The 23,783-nt window shown below is 64.1% G+C and carries 19 protein-coding genes; 13 read left to right on the top strand and 6 right to left on the bottom strand.

Going from position 1 to position 23,783, the window contains the following annotated elements:
• Nucleotides 1-6: 6 nt before the first annotated feature.
• From ACQR1D_RS08925 to ACQR1D_RS08905, 5 genes are all read left to right on the top strand, one after another.
• Nucleotides 7-1,044: a zinc-binding dehydrogenase gene (locus tag ACQR1D_RS08925; protein WP_434837822.1), complete on the top strand. Its 1,038-nt coding sequence runs from the start codon at nucleotides 7-9 to the stop codon at nucleotides 1,042-1,044.
• A 24-nt stretch (nucleotides 1,045-1,068) separates the two neighbouring features.
• Nucleotides 1,069-1,686, top strand: coding sequence for a hypothetical protein (locus ACQR1D_RS08920; RefSeq protein ID WP_315805296.1), 618 nt, complete (start codon nucleotides 1,069-1,071; stop codon nucleotides 1,684-1,686).
• Nucleotides 1,673-2,716 carry an aminoglycoside phosphotransferase family protein gene (locus ACQR1D_RS08915; protein WP_316183385.1) on the top strand — a complete coding sequence of 348 codons (1,044 nt, stop codon included), beginning with the start codon at nucleotides 1,673-1,675 and terminating at the stop codon, nucleotides 2,714-2,716. Before ACQR1D_RS08920 ends, ACQR1D_RS08915 begins: the two co-directional genes overlap by 14 nt.
• Before the next feature lie 27 nt (nucleotides 2,717-2,743).
• A complete protein-coding gene (locus ACQR1D_RS08910) occupies nucleotides 2,744-3,406 on the top strand; it encodes a class I SAM-dependent methyltransferase (protein WP_434837821.1) in 663 nt (220 codons plus the stop codon).
• Nucleotides 3,407-4,088: 682 nt separating this feature from the next.
• A complete protein-coding gene (locus tag ACQR1D_RS08905; RefSeq protein ID WP_434837820.1) occupies nucleotides 4,089-5,036 on the top strand; it encodes a TylF/MycF/NovP-related O-methyltransferase in 948 nt (315 codons plus the stop codon).
• A gap of 21 nt (nucleotides 5,037-5,057) precedes the next feature.
• On the opposite strand, the gene ACQR1D_RS08900 is transcribed toward ACQR1D_RS08905, so the two are convergent.
• Nucleotides 5,058-6,203 carry a TylF/MycF/NovP-related O-methyltransferase gene (locus tag ACQR1D_RS08900; RefSeq protein WP_316218691.1) on the bottom strand — a complete coding sequence of 382 codons (1,146 nt, stop codon included), beginning with the start codon at nucleotides 6,201-6,203 and terminating at the stop codon, nucleotides 5,058-5,060.
• 297 nt (nucleotides 6,204-6,500) lie between these two features.
• Here ACQR1D_RS08900 and ACQR1D_RS08895 point away from each other — a divergent pair, with 297 nt between their 5' ends.
• Nucleotides 6,501-7,475, top strand: coding sequence for a TylF/MycF/NovP-related O-methyltransferase (locus tag ACQR1D_RS08895; protein WP_316218690.1), 975 nt, complete (start codon nucleotides 6,501-6,503; stop codon nucleotides 7,473-7,475).
• A gap of 5 nt (nucleotides 7,476-7,480) precedes the next feature.
• On the opposite strand, the gene ACQR1D_RS08890 is transcribed toward ACQR1D_RS08895, so the two are convergent.
• Genes ACQR1D_RS08890 through ACQR1D_RS08880 form a run of 3 tightly spaced genes read right to left on the bottom strand, consistent with a single transcriptional unit; the run spans nucleotide 7,481 to nucleotide 12,503 of the window.
• Nucleotides 7,481-9,460, bottom strand: a complete 1,980-nt coding sequence (locus ACQR1D_RS08890) for an acyltransferase family protein (RefSeq protein WP_434837819.1) — start codon at nucleotides 9,458-9,460, stop codon at nucleotides 7,481-7,483.
• Nucleotides 9,438-10,517 (bottom strand): hypothetical protein, encoded by a 1,080-nt coding sequence (locus ACQR1D_RS08885; RefSeq protein ID WP_434837818.1) that lies wholly within the window; start codon nucleotides 10,515-10,517, stop codon nucleotides 9,438-9,440. The genes ACQR1D_RS08890 and ACQR1D_RS08885 overlap by 23 nt, the downstream gene beginning before the upstream one ends.
• A 27-nt stretch (nucleotides 10,518-10,544) precedes the next feature.
• A complete protein-coding gene (locus ACQR1D_RS08880; RefSeq protein WP_434837817.1) occupies nucleotides 10,545-12,503 on the bottom strand; it encodes an acyltransferase family protein in 1,959 nt (652 codons plus the stop codon).
• A gap of 533 nt (nucleotides 12,504-13,036) precedes the next feature.
• Between ACQR1D_RS08880 and ACQR1D_RS08875 the strand changes: the two genes are divergently transcribed.
• Nucleotides 13,037-15,175 carry a TIGR04372 family glycosyltransferase gene (locus tag ACQR1D_RS08875; protein ID WP_434837816.1) on the top strand — a complete coding sequence of 713 codons (2,139 nt, stop codon included), beginning with the start codon at nucleotides 13,037-13,039 and terminating at the stop codon, nucleotides 15,173-15,175.
• Nucleotides 15,176-15,322: 147 nt separating this feature from the next.
• Here the strand turns inward: ACQR1D_RS08875 and ACQR1D_RS08870 are convergent, their stop codons facing one another.
• Together ACQR1D_RS08870 and ACQR1D_RS08865 are read right to left on the bottom strand one after the other, a co-directional pair.
• Nucleotides 15,323-17,371: a TIGR04372 family glycosyltransferase gene (locus ACQR1D_RS08870; protein WP_316218685.1), complete on the bottom strand. Its 2,049-nt coding sequence runs from the start codon at nucleotides 17,369-17,371 to the stop codon at nucleotides 15,323-15,325.
• A 153-nt stretch (nucleotides 17,372-17,524) separates the two neighbouring features.
• The gene (locus ACQR1D_RS08865; protein WP_244440752.1) at nucleotides 17,525-17,794 is read right to left on the bottom strand and encodes a hypothetical protein; all 270 of its coding nucleotides are present in this window, start codon (nucleotides 17,792-17,794) and stop codon (nucleotides 17,525-17,527) included.
• 379 nt (nucleotides 17,795-18,173) lie between these two features.
• Here ACQR1D_RS08865 and ACQR1D_RS08860 point away from each other — a divergent pair, with 379 nt between their 5' ends.
• The 6 genes from ACQR1D_RS08860 (at nucleotide 18,174) to ACQR1D_RS08835 (ending at nucleotide 23,758) form a co-directional block, all read left to right on the top strand.
• A complete protein-coding gene (locus ACQR1D_RS08860) occupies nucleotides 18,174-19,379 on the top strand; it encodes a methyltransferase domain-containing protein (RefSeq protein ID WP_316218684.1) in 1,206 nt (401 codons plus the stop codon).
• Complete coding sequence (locus tag ACQR1D_RS08855) at nucleotides 19,376-19,912, top strand: WbuC family cupin fold metalloprotein (RefSeq protein WP_315805281.1); 537 nt, start codon at nucleotides 19,376-19,378, stop codon at nucleotides 19,910-19,912. The genes ACQR1D_RS08860 and ACQR1D_RS08855 overlap by 4 nt, the downstream gene beginning before the upstream one ends.
• Entirely contained in the window at nucleotides 19,909-20,649 is a 741-nt protein-coding gene (locus ACQR1D_RS08850; protein ID WP_316183373.1) for an SDR family NAD(P)-dependent oxidoreductase, read from the top strand. Before ACQR1D_RS08855 ends, ACQR1D_RS08850 begins: the two co-directional genes overlap by 4 nt.
• A gap of 69 nt (nucleotides 20,650-20,718) precedes the next feature.
• Nucleotides 20,719-21,984 carry a methyltransferase domain-containing protein gene (locus ACQR1D_RS08845; protein WP_434837815.1) on the top strand — a complete coding sequence of 422 codons (1,266 nt, stop codon included), beginning with the start codon at nucleotides 20,719-20,721 and terminating at the stop codon, nucleotides 21,982-21,984.
• 148 nt (nucleotides 21,985-22,132) lie between these two features.
• Nucleotides 22,133-22,975 carry an ABC transporter permease gene (locus ACQR1D_RS08840; RefSeq protein ID WP_315805278.1) on the top strand — a complete coding sequence of 281 codons (843 nt, stop codon included), beginning with the start codon at nucleotides 22,133-22,135 and terminating at the stop codon, nucleotides 22,973-22,975.
• Nucleotides 22,976-23,008: 33 nt separating this feature from the next.
• Complete coding sequence (locus ACQR1D_RS08835) at nucleotides 23,009-23,758, top strand: ABC transporter ATP-binding protein (protein ID WP_315805277.1); 750 nt, start codon at nucleotides 23,009-23,011, stop codon at nucleotides 23,756-23,758.
• Nucleotides 23,759-23,783: the final 25 nt, after the last annotated feature.

The raw sequence follows: 23,783 nt of genomic DNA, 5'->3' as shown, positions 1-23,783 counted from the left end.
CATCACATGAAGACCCAAGCTGCCCTGCTGGTCCAGACCGGCCAACCGCTCGTGCTGGCCGAGATCGAGACCCCCGCCCTCAAGCCGGGCCAGGTGCTGGTCGAGATCGCCTATTCCGGCGCCTGCGGCACGCAGGTGATGGAGTGGCGCGGCGACAAGGGCGAGGACAAATGGGTGCCGCATTGCCTCGGCCATGAGGGCACCGGCACGGTGATCGAGGCCGGCAGCGCCGTCACCAAGGTCAAGGTCGGCGACAAGGTCGTGCTGTCCTGGATCAAGGGCAGCGGCATCGAGGCCGGCGGCGCGGTCTATGACTGGGACGGCAAGAAGGTCAATGCCGGTGGCGTCACCACCTTCCAGCGCCATTCGGTCGTGAGCGAGAACCGCCTGACCCTGCTGCCGCCTGGCCTGCCGATGGATGTGGCGGTGCTGCTCGGCTGCGCCGCGCCGACCGGCATGGGCGCGGTCTACAACGTGCTGAAGGTGCAGCCGGGCGATGCGGTCGCCGTGTTCGGCACCGGCGGCATCGGCCTGAACGCGCTGATGGCCGCCGCCCTCGCCGGAGCGATGCCGGTGATCGGCATCGACCCCAACCCGACCCGCCGCGCGCTCGCCCAGATCTACGGCGCGACGCATGTGATCGACGCGGCTTCCGACGTGCTGGCCGAGATCAAGAAGATCGTGCCGCAGGGCGTTGATCTCGCGGTCGAATCCTCCGGCATTCCGGGCGTCATGGATCAGGCCGTCAACGCCACCCGCCAGCAGGGCGGCCGCGCGGTCGTGATCGGCAATGCCAAGCATGGCGCGGCGCTGACGCTGAATCCGGGCGTGTTCAACCAGGGTAAGAGCCTGCTCGGCACCTGGGGTGGCGACAGCGTGCCCGATCGCGATTACGGACGCTATGGGCGCCTGCTGAGCTCCGGCCGCTTCCCGGTGCGGGACCTCTTGTCGAAGCCCTACAGCCTCGCCCAGGCCGACCAGGCGCTGGCCGATCTCGCCGCCGGCAAGGTCGGCCGTCCGCTGATCGACATGTCCTTGCGTTAAGTCCAGGTCATTTAAGTCCAAGCCATGCGGATCGGGATCGACTTCGACAACACGATCGCCTGCTATGACGGCGTGTTTCATGCGGCAGCCCTCGAGCGCGGCCTGATCCCGGCCGATCTCGGCCGCGACAAGAACAGCGTCCGCGACCATCTCAACGGCAGCGGGCGCAAGGACGACTTCACCGAGCTGCAGGGCTATGTCTACGGCGCCCGCATGGACCTGGTGTCGCCCTACCCCGGCTTCGCCGCGTTTGTCACGGCGGCCCGCGCCGCCGGCCATGACCTGTTCATCGTCAGTCATAAGACGAAGCACCCCATTCTCGGGCCCAAGCACGACATGCATGCCGCCGCGCGCGGCTTCCTGACCGATCGCGGCCTGATGGGCGAAGCGCCCGGACAGATCGCGCCTGACCGGGTGTTCTTCGAGCTGACCAAGGACGAGAAGGTCGCCCGGGCCCATGCGCTGGCCTGCGAGCTGTTCGTCGACGACCTGCCGGAGATCCTGGCCATGACCGGCTTCCCCGAGGGCATGCGCAAGGTGCTGTTCGATCCGGAGAACCAGTTCGCGGCCAAGGCCGTGCCGTACGAGCGCCGAGTCTCCTGGGCCGAGATCGCGGCGGATGTCGTCCGTGACCCCCACTGACGCCGGCGCGGATCGTGATGCCGCCCTGCTGGCGCTGGCGCAGCGCCTCACCGCGCAGGCCGGCAGAGCGAGCCCGACGGCGCTGACCCGGCTCGCCGGCGGCCGCAACAACCAGGTCTTTCGCGTCGACACCGCAAACGGTCCGCTGGTCCTCAAGCGTTACTTCACCGACGCGCGCGACACCCGCGACCGGCTGGGCGCCGAGTGGAGCTTCATCAGCCATGCCTGGTCCCACGGCGTCCGCGTCGTGCCGGAGCCCTTGGCCTGCGACCGCGCCGAGCAGGCGGGCCTCTACAGCTTCGTCGCAGGCCGCAAGCTGACCGCGGCAGAGCTCGCGCCCGCCCATGTCGATGCCGCGATCGACTTCGTGCTCGCGGTGAACGCCCCGCCCCGCCCCGCGCTGGCGCCAGGATCGGAAGCCTGCTTCTCCCTCGCCGAGCACCTCGCCACCGTCGAGCGCCGGGTGGCGCGACTGGCCACGCTCGATGCCGAGGTGCCGCATGTCGCCGACGCCCGGGCATTCGTGGCGGCGCGGCTGCAGCCGGCCTGGACCGAGGTGAAGGCAACCATTCTGCGCGGAGCGGCGGCCGAAGGGCTCGCCTTCGAGGCCGCCATCCCCGCCGATCAGGTCTGCCTGTCGCCATCCGATTTCGGCTTCCACAACGCGCTGATCGACGACCAGGACAAGCTCACCTTCCTCGACTTCGAATATGCCGGCCGCGACGACCCGGCCAAGCTGGTCTCCGATTTCTTCTGCCAGCCTGAAGTGCCGGTGCCGCTGCCGGTGCACGAGCATTTCATCGACCGGCTGACGGACGGCCTCGGGCTCGACGCCGCCAGCGTGGCGCGCTGCCGGTTGCTGATCGACGCCTACCAGGTCAAATGGACCTGCATCATCCTGAACGACTTCTTGCCGCTCGGCGCCACGCGTCGCGCCTTCGCCGACACCGGCGCCTGGGCGCAGCGCTGCGCTGCGCAGCTCGCCAAGGCCGAGGCACAGCTCAGCCTGATCGGCGCCACATCCGATTAACCGACACTCACACGCCCGGAGATATTCATGGCCTATCGCGAGTTCGTCAGTCTCGTCCACAAATCGACCAAGCGCGACTATCTCGCGCGCGTCACCCAGCGCGACAAGGCCGATGTCGCGGAGATGGCGATCAAGTTCGACTACGACTACTGGGACGGCAGCCGCGAGACCGGCTATGGCGGCTACAAATATGACGGCCGCTGGCGCAAGGTCGCCGACGCCATGATCGAGACGTACGGCATCAAGCCGGGCATGCGCGTGCTCGACGTCGGCTCCGGCAAGGGTTTCATCCTGCACGATTTCCGCGAGGCCATCCCGGATCTCGAGGTCGCCGGCATCGACGTCTCCTCCTACGGCGTCGAGCACACGATGGAGAGCGTGAAGCCGTTCTGCCAGGTCGGCTCCGCCGCCAAGCTGCCCTACCCCGACAAGTATTTCGATCTCGTCATCTCGATCAACACGCTGCACAACCTCTACAACTACGATCTCGATGCCGCCTTGCGCGAGATGGAGCGCGTCAGCCGCGGCGCCAAATATCTCTGCGTCGAGGGCTACCGCAACGAGCGCGAGAAGGTGAACCTGATGTACTGGCAGCTCACCTGCCGCATCTTCCACACGCCCGAGGAATGGGCCTTCGAATTCAAGCGCTCCGGCTACACCGGCGACCACGAATTCATCTTCTTCGAATGAGCTTGAACTGACAGCGTCGACAGACGTTCTCGCGACGCATTGGCGTCCGAGTGATGAGCGGATCATCGCCCTCTCGAACGAGAGGGCGCGAGGAAGGCCGGACCTCGGCTGAGGCCCGTGGCCCGCCTGCTCAAAAGAATGCAGGCGGCAGGTACCACAGGTACAGCCGGACAGATCCGGCCTCCCCGCGCGATCGGTTTTAACGGTATCTTTCGTGCTCTCCCTGGGGATCGGGCTTTCTTGCCCCCATCGCCCGCGCGTGCCCATAAGCAACGACCACGGACTTGACCTCAGCGTCGAGAGGCCAGGACCACACGACTTCGCCGTCCGCAACGCCTACGCTCGTCTGGCGCAGCCGTCACGTCCATCGCAGCCCACCTCACGTTCGTGACGACGCGTACGTCCCTCTGCTCGAGGCGGGATGACGAGAGAGAACCATATTTTTCGGAAAAACGAAAGATGAATATTTTTCGTCGGGGGACTGGACAAGGGTGATGCACCTGAAGACGCGAGCCAATTCGTCGTCGCCGCGCACGTCCGACCAGCTCGAACACCAGCAGCACTTCGCCGGCCGAAACCCACGCAAAACGAGTGCAGAGCGCGAATGCCGCTTTTGCGATCTTCGCAAAATGTATCTATAAAATGGCAGCCGACAACGTAAGCGGCAGGGAACGGGGCTGTCATGACGAAGTCATTGAAAGTGGCGATTGCCGAAGGTCTGCCACCCCAGACCCTGTTCAAGTTGCGCTCGATCAAGCGCGCGCTGATGGGACGACCGCCCCCGGAACGGCCGCACGCCGCTCCGTCAGAAGCCGAGCCTGAACCGGCCCCTGCGCCGGCTGCAGAACTGGCTCCAGACGTGCGCGAGCCGCGGACACGGCAGACCGAAGCCCTGGAGCGGCTCGACGCCCACAAGATCAGCGCGCCGTATTTGTTCTTCGACGTCGACGATGTTCTGATCCTGCCCGCCAAGGAGATCGCGCGCACGCTGACCTTGAGCGCGATGTACATCAACAGCGCCGATGTCAAAGGCGACATCGCTGAATTCGGCACCATGGGCGGCTTCACCGCACGCACCCTGGCGAACGCGATGGTGTTCGACCCCCGCTATCAGCCGAACCAGCCGCTGCGCAAGCTGCGCCTGTTCGACAGCTTCGAGGGGTTACCGGAGATCACCGCGCAGGTCGATCTCGAATCGCAGCATGTGAAATCAGGCACCTGGTCGAAGGGCGGCTGCCGGATTCTCAGCGCCAATGAATTGCGGACCATGGTGGAGGCCATCATTCCGCCGAGCCGAGTGCAGATCTACGAAGGCTGGTTCGCCGATACGGTCAAGCAGCTCCCGGACGACACGCGCCTCGCATTGATCCACTTCGACGGCGACCTCTACTCGTCCACCATGGACGCGCTGGTTCCCTGCTTCGAACGCGGCTTCATCTCGAAAGGCGCCGTGCTCTGCTTCGATGACTGGAACTGCAACGAGGCCGATCCCGAGGCCGGCGAGCGCAAGGCCTGGGCGGACCTCGTCAGCCGCTTCGACATCGTCGCCAGCCACTCAGGCGACTACTCCATTCAAGGCACGAAGTTCATCGTCCATTCCTATCGCGGCATGAAGCCGCGGGAGGCCTGAGCCGGCCTCCCCCGCCGTGCCTCAGGAATAGGGCTTGATCATCAGGCCCTGCCCGGTCGGGAGCGCCAGGATGGCGACACCGCGCTCCGCTGCAAACTTGTCGAACGCTTCCTTCTGGGCCTCGTAGCGCACGAACCCGTAGTCATCGAGCAGGATCGGCGCGCCGGGCAACAGCCTGTCCCAGAAGTAGGTCACGGCAGCGATCTCCGGGGCCGCATTGTTCATATCGATGGAGAGGTAGGCAACCCTGCCGATGTCGACGCTGGCCAGCGTCTCCGGAACGCTGCCGCGGACAATCACGACGTCCTTGAACTCCGAGAAATTCCTGACGACGTGGTCGTAGATGTCCTCACCGTAGCCAATGCGGAAATGCGGGATGTTGATCAGTTCTTCGTCCGCCAATTGCGTTTCGTCGACACCTCTGAACGTGTCGAACAGGAAGAACTTCTTGCCGACGCGATTCCAATCGTAATAGGACGCAATGGCGGTGCTCAGCAGCCCCTTCCAGACGCCGCATTCGACGAAGTCTCCCGGCAATCGCAGCGCCAGACCGGCACACCACAACGCCACGTGCACGCGCCAGTAATAGCGATGGTCGATGACAGTTGCCTGAACGGCCCGCTTGTAGGCGGCGACGAAGCGTGGATCCCGCATGAAGTCGTGGTTGTGAACGATATAGGGGTCGTTCCGCAGGCCGTCGAAATCGTAGATCGGCACGTAGATGCCGTCCCCTGCCGGCTCCGCCTGCGGCCCGGACGGCGTCGACGCATGCTGCGCGGCCGATCCGCCCGCCGTCAGCAATTCGACCGTGCGACGCAGGCGCACGAGTTCGTCGCCCTGGACCCGCAGCGCGGCCGATTCACGCTGCAGCGTCGTGAGATACGCCCGGCTGACCGTCTCGACCGGCTCACCATCGCGTGGCATCATGCGAAACGTGTGGGCTTCAACACTGCTCTGAAAAGCGGCCTCCGCCTGCTCGGCAACCGGGTCGGCATCGGCCGGCACCTCGGCGGCGATCGGCTCCGGTCCCCCGGAAGGAGGCGCTTCGGACGCGGTGGCGCGTTGAGCTGCCGCCAACCGGTCGATCGTCTCGGTTCGCACCAACTGCAAACCAACCGCTCGTAACATCTGGTTGGTGACGCCTTTCCCGGCCGTGATCAGTCCCACCTGCCATCCCCAACATCGACGCACAGAGCCTATGAGTTGTGGCAGGTCCCTGACGCGTTGTCCAACGCCCGGACCGTGTAGAAGTCGGTTGTGCTCACTGATAGATCGACGTCCAACGCTGTTCCCTTCGAGATGATGCGCTCGCGGGCACGGAACTGCTCGGCGTCGCCGGCCGACCTTTTCCTTGCACAGCCATCGCGGGAACGTTAAGCGGGATAGCCGGGCCGAAACGGTCTTGATGACCGCTTCTTTCGAGGTCGCATGGCGCCTGGGTGACACCGCGTCGGAGATATTTGAATGCTTACCCCGTTGAAGAATGGGCTCGCCAATGCGCTCTCGCCGGCGGCGCTTTACTGGCTGCGTTCGGTCAAGCGCGCAATCATGTCCGAGCCCCCATTGCCTTGGCCGTATGGCGCCCAACAGGAGCCTGGGACGAGCATGTCGTCCCCGCCTGCGATCGCTGCCCCGGCTCCACTTCCGAGCGAGGATGGCCGGCCGATACAGGACATCGCACTCGAGAGATACAAGCTTCGCCAGCTTCCTTCGCCGGACTCCTACTATACCTACGAAGACGTTCTCATCGTTGCGGCACAGGAAATCGCAAAGATGCTGACGCTCTGCGTGCAGTATGTCAACGGGTCACATGTCTATGGCGACGTCGCCGAGTTCGGCACCATGGGAGGCTTCACCGCGAAGACTCTTGCCACGTCGATGGTCTTCGACCTGCAGCGTCAGCCGCTGAGCAAGAGCGCATCCGGCGAGAATCCCTTTCGCGTTCTGAGATTGTTCGACAGCTTCGAGGGACTGCCGGAAATCACCTCCCCTGTGGACATGACATCTCCCCATGTGGTCTCCGGGGCGTGGGCGAAGGGCGGATGCAAAGTGCTGGCCGCACCGGAGCTGCGCGAGCGGATCGGCAGGATCATCCCACCCCATCGGTTCGAGATCTATGACGGCTGGTTTGCAGACACTGTCAAGACACTGCCGCCGGAGACGCGCTTTGCGCTGATCCATTTCGACGGCGATCTCTATCAATCGACGATGGACGCTCTGGCGCCGTTGTTCCAGCGCGGGATGGTCTCGACGGGCGCGGTGCTTCTGTTCGACGATTGGAATGCCAATCGCGCGCTTCCAAGCACGGGCGAACGCCGAGCCTGGCGTGAACTGGTCGCAGAGTTCGATATTGAAGCCAGTGACTGCGGCGACTACTCGGTCGCAGGAAAGCGCTTCATCATCCACTCCTATCGCGGCATCCCGGCCGATCCGGAATAGCCGGCTCAGCGAGACGGCTGCCGGGACAAATTGAGCAGGCGGTCGAGGGTGTGGCTCGCCAGGAAGATGGAGCCGGGCACCGTGAGATGCGCGGCATCGAAGGCCGTCAATTGAGACCCGCTGGGACCGATCCGGCTGAGGCAGCCCTCGTCGTTGCAGAAGATGTCGCGCACCGAGATGTAGTCCACCCCGAGTTCGCCGGCGAGCGCGCGAAGCAGCATTTCGCGGCCGCGCGTCCACTCGTCGCTGGAACGAAACCACGTTCGCTCCGGCAATATCTTCCCGGTCTGACGGTAGTAGTCCAGCACGTTGTGAGACAGGCCGATACCTTGCCAGCTTGGCGGGGGGCCCATCACCACGATCCGGCCAATGCCGGTCGCCCGGAGCTCCGCCACGGTGCGCGGCAAATCCTCGCGCAGCACGGCTTCTGCATGTCCCCAGGTGGCATCGAGGATGACCAGGTCCGGCCGGAGATGGCCGATCCGCTGCACGACGTCATCGTTGATGCTCTTGCAGAATGGGCGCGCCGCGAGGGTGTAGCCGATCAGCGGCGGACAGGCCGAGGCCGTGTACTGGGCGACGTCGTAGCCGCGCTCCGGCGAGAAGTGCAGCAGCCCCGGATACAGCGCGGCCCCGTAGGAGTCGCCCCAGATCAGCAACAGCGGCCGGCCTCCCTGCCCCGCGCAGTCGGCGCCGAACTCGGATGCGGGTTGCAGGATCAGCAGACAGCGGCCACGGCGCCAGTGCGACGTGGTCTCGCTGCCCGAGAGCATGAATCCCCTGATCTCCGGGGCGAACCGAACCGGCAATCCGCGCGTGGCGGTCGCAGTGATGCCGACCGCCCCAACCATGGTCATGGCTGCCAGCAACGGCCCGACCCGCCATGCGACCGGGGCCGCTCCGAATCTGAGCGGCCGCTCGATGGAACGCCACGTGACCCAGGCCAGCACGGCGCTGAGCCCAATCACCGCGAACAGCGCCCATTCCGGGGCCGCGCCGGCGAAATGCAGCCTGGTGAAGACGAGGAGCGGATAGTGCCAGAGATACAGCGGGTAGCTGATGAGACCGACGAAGACCAGCGGAGCCCAGCGCAACATCCGGTGAAACAGCGTGTCGCCGGTTGCGATCAGGAGCATGGCGGACATCACGACAATGATGGTCCGGACGCCCGGCCAGGGCGAGGCGCCGCTGAAACTGAAGAATGCGGCGAAGAGACCTGCCGCCGCGATCGCGGCGAGCAGGCTTCCGCTCACCGCCGTCGTTCGAAGGATGGGACGCTGCCGCAGCCAGACCGCCAGGAGCGAGCCGGCCAGCAACTCCCAGCCTCGCGTGGTCGGCGCGTAGAAGGCCCAGGCCGCCTGCGCGGCAGGGGTCGCCAGGCAGACCACGAGCGAGCCGAGGCCCAGCGCTGCGACGATCGCCACCTTATGCGACGGCCAGCGGGCGATCAGCACGAAGGTGGCCGGCCATAGGATGTAGTACTGCTCCTCGATGCCGAGCGACCACAAATGGAGCAGCGGAAGACGCTCGGCGCCCGGATCGAAATACCCGACGATCTGCTCGTGCAGCATGAAATTCTCGATGAACGCTGCCGCGCCCGTGATGTCGGACCCGAGTGCTTCCATCTGGGCCACCGGCAGCACGAACCACGCGATCAGGAACGTCGTCAGCACCACCACGATCAGGGCCGGGAATATCCGCAGGATGCGGCGGGCGTAGAACGTCGTGAAGCTGAAGCTCTTGTCTGCGCACTGGCGGTCGATGATGCCCGTGATCAGATAGCCCGAGATCACGAAGAAGACGTCGACGCCCGCAAAGCCGCCGGGCAGCAGCTGCGGAAAGGCGTGATAGACGAGCACGGCGATCACCGCGATCGCACGCAGCCCGTCGATGTCCGGCCGGTACGTCAACGCGTGCGCCGTGCTCGACTGCGGCGACGAGACGCGGCCGGCGGCTAAGTGGTCAACGCTGCCGGCGATCGTCATTCTCGCGCATCCGTTGAAACGCGCTGGTCGTCTCCAGAGCGTTGACCAGGTCGTTGGTGAAGTCGCCGGCGCCCCTGCGATCGAGATGGCCGCCGCCGTCCCAACTCGAATAATCGGTCCGCGCCGGCATCGCCGTCTCGACGCCGATCGCGTCCGCGATTTCGCGCACCTGGGTCCGACAGCCGTGGAAATTCGGCACCAGAGTGAGCACGACGGGCGCTCCGAGCGACTGCACCAGCTCGCGCGCATTGGCAATCATATCCGGCGTGCTGTGGCAGTCCGGATCGCGTGTCATCTTCACGCCAGGGTTGCCCTCGGCGAGGAAGCGTGGAAACCCGCGCATATCGGCTGCGCCGGTCCGATCATCGCGCTCGAAAGCCGGTATGGCACCCACCCTCGGAGCAGCGAAGGACCGACGCACATCGCGCGTCGCGTCCTCGAACCGCCAGCGCAGATTGCGCCGGATCACCTCGTAAGTGGCACCGAAGCGGCTCAGCCTGACGCTCGGGATGGGACGGACGTCGGCGCCGAAGGAGCGGGTCAGGTTGCGGTGGAAGAAACTGCCGCCACCGCCACCGTCATCGGCATTCACGATCCAGAGGCGCGGATGAAGATGATGCTTGAGGGCGACCTGCCGCGTGAACTCGCCGCTCGCGACGCCGACGAACGCCATGTTGTAGAACTTCAGCCCATGGATCTGTTCGAGGCGCTCGCGAACGACGCTCTGGTCGATCGCGAACGACACCAGCGAGGAGCCGAGGATGATGATGTCGGCCTGCCGCGCATGCTCGATCGAACGGCCGATGGCGTGGAAGAACAGATCCTGATCCTGGATCTCGGTGACGCCGTCGCCACCGAAGTCGCGGTACCACGCCGCGTCGCCGGGCCTGCTGATCGCGCTGAAATGGTCGCCGCCCCGCGCGGCCAGCACGAGGCAGAGGCCCCCCAGCATCAAGGCCGTCACACCGAGCAGGCAGCCCAGATAGCGGCGGCCGTCAGGGCAACCCTTCCCGACTTCCGCTCCGGCGAAACCGGCCTGCTCCGTCCGACGATCCATGGTGACCCCGAGGCTCGGACAGCGTGTCTATTTGTCGAAGCCAGGCACGGCGTCCAGTACCTGCTTGGCCACGAAGATGGAGCCGGGATAGGTCAGATGGCCGAGGTCATAGGCCGTCAGTTCCGATCCGTCCGGGCCGATGCGCGCGAGGCAACCGTCCTCGTTGCACATGATGCGCCGCGCCGAGATGTACTGAATCCCCACGCGCTGCGCCTGCGCCTCCAGGAATTCGTCCTGCACCCGCGTCCAATTCTCGTTCGACCGGAACTTGGTACGCGCCGGCAGCAGAGAATGGGTCTGGAAGTAGTAGTCCAGCAGGTTCGCCGGCAAGCTTTCCCCGAGCCAGCTCGCCGGCGGTCCCAGCAGGACGATTCTCGGGACCTTGAGCTCCCTCAATGCCGGGACGGTTCTGTCGAGCCCGCTGCGAATATCGTCCGGACCATAACTCCAGGTCGAATAGAGAAGGACCAGATCCGGCTTCAGCTCGGCGATCTTCTGAATGACGAAATCGTTCGCGCCCTTGCAGAACCGCCGCTCGGGATGGACGAAGCCGAGGAGCGGAGGACACGCCGAGGCGGTGAATTCAGCAACGTCAAATCCCCGCTCGGAAGCGAAATGAGCAAGGCCCGGATAGAGCGAGGCCGCATAGGAATCGCCCCAGGCGAGAACCAGCGGATGGCGACCGGTGCCGGCGCATTCTGCCGCAAAATCGGCGGCGCTCTGGTCCGGCTTCAGCAGGCACTTGTCCGCCCGCCAGAAGCGCGCCGTTTCGCTGCCGTCGAGCATGAAGCCGCGCAGGCTCTGCGGAATCCGGATTGGCAATCCGTTGGTCCGATCGGCGACCAGTCCCACGATCCCCAGTGCGGCCATGCTGCCCACCAGGGCACCGACCTTGAGAGGGACCCAGTTCCGCCCGAATCGGATCGGCCGCTCGATGAAGCGATAGGTCAACCAGGCCAGCACGACGCTGGCGATCACGATGCCCCACATCACCGAAGGTGCGACGCCGTCCACGAAATGGATCCGCGCATAGGCCATCAGCGGATAGTGCCAGAGATAGAGCGGATAGCTGATCAGGCCGACGAAGACGGCGGGGCGCGCGCCGAGCACATGACGATGGACCAGCGTGCCGCTCGTCCCGATCAGCGCCGCGGCTGCCAGCACCGGGACCAGCGTGAGGAAGCCCGGGTGCGGCAGCTTGCGATCGTAGAGCCAGAACGCCGCCACGATCGCCAGCAACGCAGCCACGGCGATGATCTCGCGACCGATGGACGCCGCCGGCCCTGGCTCATTGCCGATGGCCCGGCCACCGGCCCACAAGGCGAGCGCCGAACCGGCCATCAGCTCCCAGGCCCGGGTGACCGGAAGATAGAACGCATGATCCGGCGCCCGCGTTTGCACGACGATGCAGGCGATGAACGAGGCGGCGGCCAATGCCAAGGTGATCGCAAGGCTCTTGCGCCGCCACGCGCCGATCAGCATCAGAAGCAGCGGCCAGACCACGTAGTACTGCTCCTCGATCGCCAACGACCAGAGATGCAGTAGCGGTTTCTTGTCAGCGGCGAGATCGAAATAGCCGACCTGGCCGAGCAGAATGAAGTTCTGGATGAAGATCGCGCCGCCGGCGATGTTGGTGCCGAGCGACTTCAGCTCCCGTGGCGGCAGCACGAACCACGCGATCAGGAAGGTGACGAGCACGACCGTGATCAGCGCGGGAAAGATGCGGCGGATGCGGCGTGCATAGAAGTCGGCGACGCTGAACCTGCCCGACAGCATCTGCTTGTGGATGATGCCGGTGATCAGGTAGCCGGAGATGACGAAGAAGATGTCGACGCCGTAGAAGCCGCCGGGAACGGCCTTCGCAAATGCATGATAGAGCAGAACGGGCAGCACGGCGACCGCGCGCAGGCCGTCGATATCCTTACGATAACCGAGGGGCGTCGCGCGGGCCTCATCGAGGGCAAGGTTCGGCTGGACAAAGTTCATCGGCTCGGGGCGCTCCAGAACAGCTTCGGCAGAAAAGCTGAATCGGTCCAAAGGACGTAGCAACAAGGCCGCCGGCTGCCGACAAATTCGGAGATATTCACACGTTTTTCCCGGGACCTCCTCAACCGTCCCGATGTCATGCAGCGCGCTGGCGACAGGGCCGGTCTCTTGTTGGTCCAGACGACCTCGACGGTCTTCAGGGCACCCTCGCCATCCCCTCTGCTTACGATCCGCCTCGCATCGATGGCGGCGTCGCCTTTGCGAGATCCGCGACCTGCGAAACGCATCCGGATCGACGACAACTCACGAAAATGCCGGCAAAGGCTATCTGCCGGCCGGTCCATTGACAAGAGCGAGGACATCGAACGAACCGAGATCTCCACCTCTGATCATTCGAGGCTGTTCTACATTCCGCCCGCCTCTCGCCGCGCAGCGCCGCCGGCGACGGCTTGCGGCCGGCGGGATAGCGCTATATTCGAAGAGCAGTATGGTCATCAGCTGCACAGCCGTCGCGGTCGGCATAGGGCTCCAGAATGTCCTTCGAGTCCATCCATCCAGATCCGGCCGGCCAACCCGCGCCACGCCGGCAGGGCATGATCCGATCACTGAAATCGAGCCTGGCTAAGCGTGGCGTAAAGGCGATCAGCTGGTACCTCAACGTCGTCGGCGAGCGGGCCGAATCCCTCAAGGACCTGATCTTTGCGCTGTTGCCGTTCCGCCAGGCATTCATGGTCGCACTCGTTTTTCACCGCTATGCACATCGAAATGAGTTCGACCGGCAGTTTCGCTATTTCTGCGGACCCGATCTGGACAAGGAAATGAGATGGGTGCTCGCCAGTCCCCGTTCGGATCAATACTGCAACGAGCTGATCCTCTTCCTTCTGATGTGCGAAAAGGACAAGCATGCTCTCCAGCTGTTTCCCAACATCGACTGGGGACGGGTCGACGATGAGTTCATGGAGGCAATTGGCAGGCTGACGAACAAGCTGACGTCCGGCTATTTCATGGAGTTGCTGGCGCAGGCCCACACGATCGATTGGATCGCCCTTCGCCCCCGGGACCTGCGTCGGTTTGCCGAACTGATCAACGTCATGCTGGAGCATCGGAACTTCCGTTATGAACAGAGGTCCTTCGAAGGACGACAATACGATGCGCGCAGAGACGGCGATCCCGTGCCGCTCGAAGCCCCTCTCGACCGCTACGTCCACGAATACTTCTGCGACAAGGAACTGATCGAGACCCTGGTCACTGAGCTGGACCTTGCCCGCTACGACGATATCCTCGCCACACGCGAGGACCGCGGCCAATATTGGGAACGGTTTCCCGCCGAACATCCGCAGCGCAAGGTGTTGTCCGAGATCAACCTGTTCTACGCCTATCGCAACCTTCTGCTGACGACATACCACAGCGGCGAGGGGTTCCACGTTCCCCAGGTCTACACCAAGCTGACGGAGACACAGAAGCGCCTGCGCCGCCACCTTCCCGCTCCCAGCCCTCAGCTCAAGGCCCTTCTCAAGAAGCTCGACACCGATCTGTCGGAAGTCAAGCTGCTCTCTCCGGACTGGAGCGCGCTGATCGGCCATAATGGCCACCTCAACGTTCATCTGATGATGCGCGAGATGGGGTGGTGGCAGGGCCAGCCGCTGCTGCTGGCCTACAAGGACCGGATCGCCAACAAGCCGTTCCTGTCGCTGTTCTCCGACATCTGTCCGACGCTCACTCTGGGCGAGAACGTCAGCACCGGCGTGTGGCACGAGCTCGCCAGCCTCACGCCCTTCATCGGCGATTCCCACCAGGCCTTCCGCTTCGAGGACGGGCGTGCGGTGTACTGGAACGATGCGGGGTCACTGGCGCTCAAGCGGTGGGAAAGCCGGCGGCGAACCTTTCCGCTGCGCGACATCTACGACCGCCGGCTGCTCGCCGACAACCGCATCGAGCTGACCTACCAGGACTACCGTCGCAGATGGGGCATGGCGGACAGCGACTGGTTCGTCTGCCTGCACGTGCGGGACGCCCAGACCCGCAATGATACCGACGGCGTCGGCGAATCCATCCGCAACGCGTCGCTGGCGAGCTATCTCGATGCGGTCCGTCACATCACCGGATGCGGCGGCTGGGTTATCCGGATGGGCGGTGGCAAGGTGCCCCCGTTCCCGCAAATGGAACGTGTGGTGGACTATGCCCGCAGCGACGATGCGTTTCCGGAGATGGACATTCATTTGATGCGTCGTGCGCGCATGTTCATCGGGACCACTTCCGGCTTTGCCTACGTGGCAAGCAGCTTCGGCATTCCGACCGCCATGGTGAATGCGTTGAGTTCGATCGGGCTGTTGTGGTCGAGGGACACCCGCTTTGCGCTGAAGCCCGTGCACAGGGCCGATGGCCGGATGCTGTCATTGAGCGAATGGACCTCGGAACGGTATCGTTGGGCTTATCCGACCCATGAATCCGTGGCGCGCGCCGAGCTCGTCGTGAGCGAAAGCAGTTCCGACGAAATTCTGGAAACCGTGCGCGAGGTGCTCGAAATCTCCGATCCCCTGCGGAAAGGACCCGCGCCTGGCGTGGACGGCAGCTGGGAACGTCACGTCCAGGTGCCGGGCTTCTTCGGCAGTTCGCGGCCAAGCCGGTATTTTCTGGAGAAGTACGCGAGCGACCTGCTGAGGGGCGAATGAGTTCGACGTGATCGACATCTCGTGACGGCCAGCACCTTTCCACGACAGGATTTGGCCTGAGAGCTCGACATCGACGTCTGTGTGAGAACGCGGCCTGGTTCCGCAAGGGATCGAAGATATCGATGCGAGAGCGCTCGCCGAAATCCGTCAGTTCGAGACCTTGTCCGGCGCCAGAAATTCATTCTCGTACTTGGCAAGGTAGTAGGCGCTGATGCTGCCCGCGCCATAATAGTGTGATGCCGAAAGCTGTCTCTTCCACCGCGCCAGGAGTTGTGGCTCGGCGCTCCTCGGGCATCGGGACGCAAGATCGAGCACTTCCTCTGCGACGGCCTGGATCTCGTCCGACGTGTTGTTCTCCGGCTGAGCTCCGCTGCGGCTCAGAACACCGGCATCGAACAGGCGCCAGCGCCACGGACTGGAGGTGAGCTGCGCCTGGGTCAGGATGGTTCCGTTGGCAAGGCGCACCGGCTTCAGTGCGAAGCGGACGTCACTGCTCCACAACTGCTGGTCCGTCGTGATGCAGTTCAGCAGCGCGGTTGGAATGCCCAGACTGATCGCGGCGTTCGTCAGCCCGGAGGTGGTGCCGATGAACATCCGGGCGTTCCGAATGAGACAAATGTCCATCAGTTCGGAGCGGAATGGGCTGAGCGGATAGTCGATCGCGCGCTCGAGGCATGGCAGCGCCGGCGAGTTCGGACCGCCGAGCCTGATGACCCAGCCGCCCCTGGACGTGATCGCGCGGATTGCGTCGAGATACGTTCCGATCGGCGAATTGCGATGGGTCTGGCCGGTGCCGTCCGTCTCCGAATAGTGGGAGGCATCACGCGTATGCAGGCAGACATACCAATCGTCCGGCTTCATCCCCCAGGCTTTGCGCATCCGCCAGAAATCGTGCTGCACCTGCAGCTTTGCCCCATAGATCCGATCATACTCGTCTCGCAACGGATGGCCCCGACCTTCCAGCTCCCACTGCGTGATTGCAAGCGCGCCGGCGTCCTGCCACGGCACCACCTCACCGTTCGGCAGCCGAAAGACGTTGAAGTTCATGCCGTACCAGCGCTGCAGGGACAGCAATTCTTCGCCCACGGCTTCGGAGACCGTCTCCCCGATAACGACGATATCGGCAAATCTCTCGAACAGCCGGATGAACGGCTTGTTGGCGACGAGGTTCAAACGCACGACCATCAGTGGCTTTCCCGACCACCACCCCAGCTCGCGCATTCGAAACAGGATGTCGAGCATTCCGAGATGACCGATCTGGGTCGACCACTCCTCGGGAAGGATCCGCAATTGGTCGAGGGGAATGTTCAGCCGGCCAAGCAGATGGCTGACCTCTGCCGAGACCGCCGGCGAACCTTGGCCGCGCAAATCTTCCTGCGCGGCCAGCGCGCGCGTGAACAATCCAATCCCGAGATCGCCCCGACCCACGTGAGTGACTCGCTGGCCGGCGAAATTGCAGAGATCATGGAGCCTGCCCGCCGCACCGCAGGCGAAGTCGAGCGGGTTGGGCTCATAACTCAGCGCCGGGCGCGAAGCCATGTTTTGATGCGGACGCAAGTAGCCGGGGAAGCCGCGGCATGCAATCGACATGCTTTCGATCGCGCCGGCCTCATCTCCCGCGATGATATCGAGCAGCCCCTTGAAGAAAGCGAGATGACACTCCGCTTCCGATCCCGCTCGCAGAGGCCGCTGCGATGCCAGCCAATGCGCCTTGTCGAACTCGCCGAGTTCGAACAGCGACCGGATCATCATGTTGGTCAGCGCGGGCGAATATTGAACGAGCCCATCCTGAACGATGAGATCATAGGCTTCGCGATCAGCACCGATCCGAAGCAGAAGTTCCGCGACCTCGATCGGAAAGTACCACCTGAGCTGTCCGGAGAATTGCTGGCCCGGATTCTTCGCCAGCAATGCAGCCGCATGGACCTGATAGGCCCTTTCGAGCAGACGCCGCCCGCGAAGTTGTCCAATCTCCGAAAACAGCAGGATCAGAAAGGCTAGGCGAGGCGGCAGCCAACCCAGAATCCGGCCTGCTGCTGCGATGAGGGCGCGCGCCGCACGCTGCGGCTGGAGCAAGGTCAATTCTCGAAGGCGTGCAATTCCGGCCAGCAGGTCGCGTTGCCTGGGCGGCGGCTGGAACATACCGGATCTGCGCATCGGACTCAGCACACCTAGTGACGCCTTGAAACGCTGCATCGGCCAACCGCCCTCCGCCCCCTTGAACCCCTCAAACCCGTTCGCGGTTCCGCGGATGCATGGGAACAATCAAGATCGAGGAAGGTCATCGCGTAGGACGTCCAAGACGACCGAATCATAGCTACACGCGTAGGCAACATCTCAGCCGGACCGTCAAGTCAACCCGCGACTGATGATCGCAATGACCCCATGCAGCCATTGGGTGATCGGCAACAACCCCGATTTGTCAACAACGAACAGAATCGTGGACCACAGCGCCAGCTGCTCGAGCACAACCCGTCCCAGTCCGACCGCGAGGAAAACGAAAGCCGTCAGCCCCGCCAGCAAGGAGTAGAGGAATCCGGCGCCGAGCGCGAGAAAAATACAGAAGTAGACCGTGCTCACACAGACGATCCGCAGGATCGTCCGGAGCGTCAGAAACATGTTTTTCACGCACGTGCCCCTTTTTCCAATCCCAAATCGTATGGCGGAAGAACAGCCGCCAAGAGCCCCTGAGCATCGGATGTAGCATCTCGCCGTGACGACCAGGCAAATTGATCAGGAAGGTTCGCAGCTTTCTGACCAGTTCGACGATGAGTACATCCGGGCGCGATTCCGAATCTGGTATCCAGAAAACGACCGCAATAGCAAGCTCCGGCATGGAGTTTGCCAATAGCTAAGCATCCGCGAGCCAGGCATCCGCGACCGTTGGCCCCTCGCGCATCTGTTGCAAGCTGAACATTTTACGTTGTATTGTTCGCAACTGCACTGCTATTGCGGCTCCTTCCGAATGGCAATATCCCTTCGCGGTCCAGCCGAACCAATGCCCACCAGATCCTCGTCCGGCTGCCGGTTATGCGGCCAGCCGATCACGACGCAGCCTCTCACGCTCGGCGTCCTCCCAGTCTGCAACCGCTTCACGCGTGACGGCCGCGTCGATCACTCATGGGCGCTCGACATCGTCGAATGCGAAGCTTGCCGACTTGTTCAGCTCCGTGAGGCTCCGCCTCCCGAGATCGTTGCTCCGGCCGTGCCGTGGATCAGGTACCGCGAACCGGAAGGTCACCTCGATGCGCTGGTCGAACGACTCGTCTCGTTCAGACCGCTTGCGGGGCGCGCGCTGGGCACAGGCCCCTTCGAGCAGCCGCTTCTCACCCGCCTGGCTGGGCGAGGTCTGCAGATCGAGTCGCTCGATCTGCAGGAGAAGGGTTGCGGGGGGCGCCATCCCTATCTTGAAACCTGGCAGGCCCGCCTCAACGCGGCGGATCTCGCGGCCCCTGCCGCCTCGCTCGGAACGTTCGACATCGTCTCCTGCCGCTATCTCATCGAGCACACGTCAGCACCTGTCGACGCCTTGCAAGCTCTCAAGACCCTGCTTTCGCCCCAAGGCCTTCTGCTGATCGAGGTCCCCGACAGCAGCAAATTCCTTGCGGCGCGCGACTACTGTTTCCTATGGGAAGAGCACAGCTGCTATTTCGTCGAGGAAACACTGCGTCGTCTGGCCGAGGAGAGCGGCTATCGCGTTCTGGCCCTGCTGCGCTATCCGGGGGCCCTGGAGGATGCGCTGGCGACCGTCCTGACGCCCGCGGACGGCTCTCCGGCAGCGGCCTCACCGCGGGGATCTTCCAGCCTGTTCCAAGCCTATCGTGACGATTTTGCTCCCACCCGGGCGCGGTTACGCGGGAAGCTGGCGACGCTCGCCGGGCCGGACGGGGATCGAATCGCTCTGTTCGGCATCGGACATCACGCCATCATGTTCGCCAACGCCTTCGGCGTGGCCGACATGTTCGCGCTTGCCGTCGATGACGACCGCGACAAAGCGGGCTTTTTTCCACCGGGTTTCGCCGTCCCCGTGGTAGGGTCGGATCGCCTGCTGGCTGGCGGGCAGATCACCACCTGCCTGTTTGCCGTGGCACCTCACATCGAAGGCAAGGTGCGCGAGAAGCTGGCTCCGCTCGCCGCCAGGGGCGTGGAATTCCGCTCGATCTACGCCGCGCTCGACAATTCGATCATGAGGGATCACGCATGACGCTCGTCCAGAAATCCCCCGAGGTCTTCCTGGCCGAGGGCCCCATTTCATCGGTGGGCGCTGCCGAGATCAACACCCTGAAAGCCGCGGTGAAGGCCAGCCCGAAGCGGCGGGCCCGCATCAACGCCCATCCGGACGGCGATGACAGCCTGCATGAAATGATCATCGCGATCGATTCCAGCTCCTACATCCGTCCGCACAAGCACCCGGGCAAGAGCGAGGCCTTCCACATCATCGAGGGCGAGGTCGATATCGTGGTGTTCGACGACGACGGCCAGATCGAGCGTGTCGTCGAATTGGGGCCGCCGGGCGGTGCGCGGCCGTTCTACTACCGGATGTCGAACGCGTTCTTCCACACCCTGATCATCCGCAGCGACCTCCTGATCGTGCACGAGATCACCAACGGCCCGTTCCGCCCCGGCGCCAGCGTGTTCGCCGACTTCGCGCCCGAGGACAGCGACACCGCCAAGGCCGCAGCCTACCAGGCTGATCTCGTCCGGCGTGTCGCCGCACGGCAAGGCGTCGCGGCATGACCGACCATGCGGTCGTGGTCGGCGGCACCCGCGGCCTCGGCCGCGTGGTCGTCGAACGCTTCCTGGCGCGCGGCTGCGCCGTCAGCGTCGTGTCACGGCAGCGCCCGGCCGATTTTCCCGATCAGCCCGGCCTGAAGCATTTTTCCGCCGATCTCGAGCGCAGCGAGAGCTTTGCCGGGCTCTGGCGCGAGATCGCCGAGGCCTCCGGCCCGGTCCGCTACCTCGTCCTGAGCCAGCGCTTTCGCGGCCAGGGCGATCCCTGGGCCGGCGAGATCCAGGTCGGCCTGACCGCCTCGCGCGACCTGATCGAGGGCTTTTCCGGCCATTTTGCTGGCGATGGCGACCGCGCCATCGGCGTGGTCAGCTCGGTCTACGCCGAATTCGTCGGCAGTTCGCAGCCGGTCGGCTACCACGCCGTGAAGGGCGGCCTCAATGCGATGGTCCGGCATTACGCCGCAACGCTCGGCCGGCGCGGCATCCGCGTGAACGCGATCATGCCGCTGACCTACCTGAAGCGCGAATCGCGCATCTTCTATGAACAGAACGAGAAGCTGATGGAGACCTACCGGAAGCTGGTCCCGCTGGGCCGGCTCGGGACGGCCGAGGAATGCGCCGACGCCCTCGACTTCCTCTGCAGCCCGCGCGCGTCGTTCATCAACGGGCAGAGCCTGTTCCTGGATGGCGGAGTGTCCACAGTCTGGCAAGAAGAGGTCGCCAAGAGCTTCGCCGGCCTGTAAAACCCGCCGCAAATTCCTCTTCGGCCGACCATCCCGCCTGCGGGATCGCCAACCCAGGATCGACACCTCATGCAGCACGTCAAGCACAAGACCGATTGCCGCCTGTGCGGCTCGACCTCGCTCGATCACGTGCTGCCGATCAGGCCTTCGGCGATCGGCGACGCATTCGTGACGGCCGACCGGCTGAGCGAGAAGCAGGATCTCTACCCGCTCGACTGCTATCTCTGCCTCGACTGCGGCCATCTGCAGAATCTCGACGTCGTCGATCCCGACATCCTGTTTCGCGACTACACCTATCGCACCTCGGTCTCGCTCGGCCTCGTCGAGCACTTCAAGCGCTATGCGCAATCGGTGGTGTCCTCGCTCGGCATCCCCAAGGGCAGTCTGATCGCCGAGATGGGCAGCAACGACGGCTCGCTGCTCAAGGCATTCAAGAACGAGGGCATGCGCGTGCAGGGCATCGACCCAGCCCGCGACATCGCGGCGACCGCCACCAAGGAAGGCGTGCCGACGATCCCGGATTTCTTCACCAGCGCGCTGGCGGCCCGCATCAAGGCTGAACAGGGCGAGGCCAAGCTGTTCTGCGCCAACAACGTGTTCGCGCATATCGACAACATGTCCGACGTCGTGAAGGGCATCCGTCTGCTGCTCGCCGACGACGGCGCCTTTGTGTTCGAGGTCTCCTACATCGTCGACATGATCGACAACATGGTGTTCGACACGATCTACCATGAGCACGTCTCGCATCACGCGCTGATCCCGCTCGAGACCTTCCTGAACCGGCACGACATGACGCTGTTCCACGTCGAACGCACCGGCACCAAGGGCGGCTCGATCCGAGCTTTTGCGCAGCCGAAATCGACCGGCAAGCGGCCGCGCTCGGCGGAGCTGTCGAAACTGATCGCCGAGGAGGAGCGACGCGGGGTGACCAAGCCGCAGATCTACCGCGACTGGTTCGTCGCCATCGAAGACTGCAAGCGCCGGGTGCTCGCCACGCTCGATCAGGCCATCGCCGCGGGCAAGCTGGTCGCGGCCTACGGCGCCTCGACCACCACCACCACCCTGCTCTACCATTTCGAGTTGGAGAGCCGGATCAAGTTCATCGTCGACGACAACCAGCTCAAGCACGGCCGCTTCAGCCCGGGCGCCCACATCCCGGTGCTGCCGTCCAGCGAGCTCGCGACGCGCAAGCCCGACATTGTCGTCATCCTCGCCTGGATCTATGCGGAGCCGATCCTGAAGCGCAACCAGGCTTACCTGGACGCCGGCGGCCGCTTCCTGGTGCCGCTGCCGGAGCCGCGGATCGTCGACGCCTCGGGCTCGGTCGCGATCTGAGCCCGCGGCGGCGGCCTCAAGCTGACCGGTTGACAGTGCCCGCGTAACATGGTCCAGCAAGCCCCGGCGATTGGCCCCCGGGCGTGACGGACGTCCAACCGCTTTCGGCTGGTAAGCCAAATACTTACGGCTCTCGCGAGGTAGAAGGATGACCACCCTGACCGATGGACAGGTCGAGCGGTTCGTGGTTGCGGATCGGCGCCGCATCTCCTGGGCGCGCTGCCGCGAGGACATCGCGCCGTTCATCACCCGTCACGTCACCTGGCGTGCGCTCGCGGCCGGTGACATCCGATCGAAATACCGCCGCACCATGCTGGGCCCGTGGTGGATCACGGCCACCAATGCGATCACCGCACTGATCATGGGCACGGTGGCCGGCCGCTTCCTTGGCGCCGACATGAAGACCTACCTGCCCCACTTCATGGTCAGCATGACCATCTGGAGCTTCATCTCGTCCTCGCTCAGCGAAGCCTGCTACACGATGATCAATGCAGGCGGCATGATCAAGGCCGTCGACATGCCGATCCTGATCCATGTCATGCGCATGGTTCAGCGCAACCTGATCATCTTCCTGCACAACATCGCGGTGATCCCGTTCATCTGGCTCGTCTATCCATGGTCGGTCGGATTCGGAATGGTGCTCGCCATCCTCGGCCTGATGATCGTCTACGTCTTCGTCGTCAGCGCCTCGGTGATCGTCTCGATGATCTGCGTGCGCTATCGCGACGTGCCGCCCGTCATGGCGGCGGTGCTGCAGCTCCTGTTCTTCATCTCTCCGATCATCTGGGAGCCGTCGAGCATCCGCGGCGGCGAGTTGATCGTCACGCTCAATCCGATCGCCTATCTGCTGGCGGTCACGCGTGGTCCGCTGATGGGCGACGTTCCCGGCCTTGCGACCTGGGCCGGCGCCATTGGATCGGTCGCGGTCCTGACCGCGGCCATGATCTATATCTACACGCGCTATCGGTCGCGCGTCGTGTATTGGGCCTGACATCATGGCCGGAGACCTCTGGATCCGCCTCGAATGACTCTCATTGAAGCCAAGCAAATCGGTATCGAATTTCCCGTCGCACCCCCGAACGCACGATCATTCCGGCATCTGGCGATCAAGGCGGCCTCACGCGTCGGCGGCCGGGTCTCGAAGAGCGACGGCTCGTTCCAGTTCGTCCAGGCGCTCGATGACATCAGCTTCACCCTGAAGCAGGGCGACCGGCTCGGCCTGCTCGGCCACAACGGCGCCGGCAAGACCACGCTGATCCGCGTGCTCGCCGGCATCTACGAGCCGACGAGCGGATCGCTGCGGACCGTGGGGCGGAACGTTCCGATGTTCGACATCGGTCTCGGCATGGACGAAGAGGCTTCGGGCTACGAGAACATCCGCACCCGCGGCCTCATCCTCGGGCTCTCGCCCGAGGAGATCGAGCAGCGCGTGCCGGAGATCGCCGAATTCGCCGAGCTCGGCGACTATCTGGAGCTGCCGATCCGGACCTATTCCTCCGGCATGCTGCTGCGCCTGGTGTTCTCGATCGCCGCCTCGATTCACGGCGACATCATCCTGATGGACGAGTGGATCGCGGTCGGTGACGCGCAGTTCCGCAAGAAGACCCACGGCCGGCTGCAGGAGATCACGAACCGCTCGGGAATCGTCGTGCTCGCCTCGCATGATCACGGCCTGCTGCGCGACACCTGCAATCTCGGGCTCTATCTTGATGGCGGCCGCGTGAGGGCCTTCGGCGCCCTGGACGACGTTGTCAAGGAACTCCCGAAGCCGTGAGAGACAGGCATCGGGGATGATGTGC

Source organism: Bradyrhizobium sp. HKCCYLRH2047 (assembly GCF_051168175.1).
Taxonomy (GTDB): Bacteria; Pseudomonadota; Alphaproteobacteria; order Rhizobiales; family Xanthobacteraceae; genus Bradyrhizobium.
The sequence above is the reverse complement of the archived record's forward strand: the minus strand, read 5'-3'. Positions and strand labels throughout refer to the sequence as shown.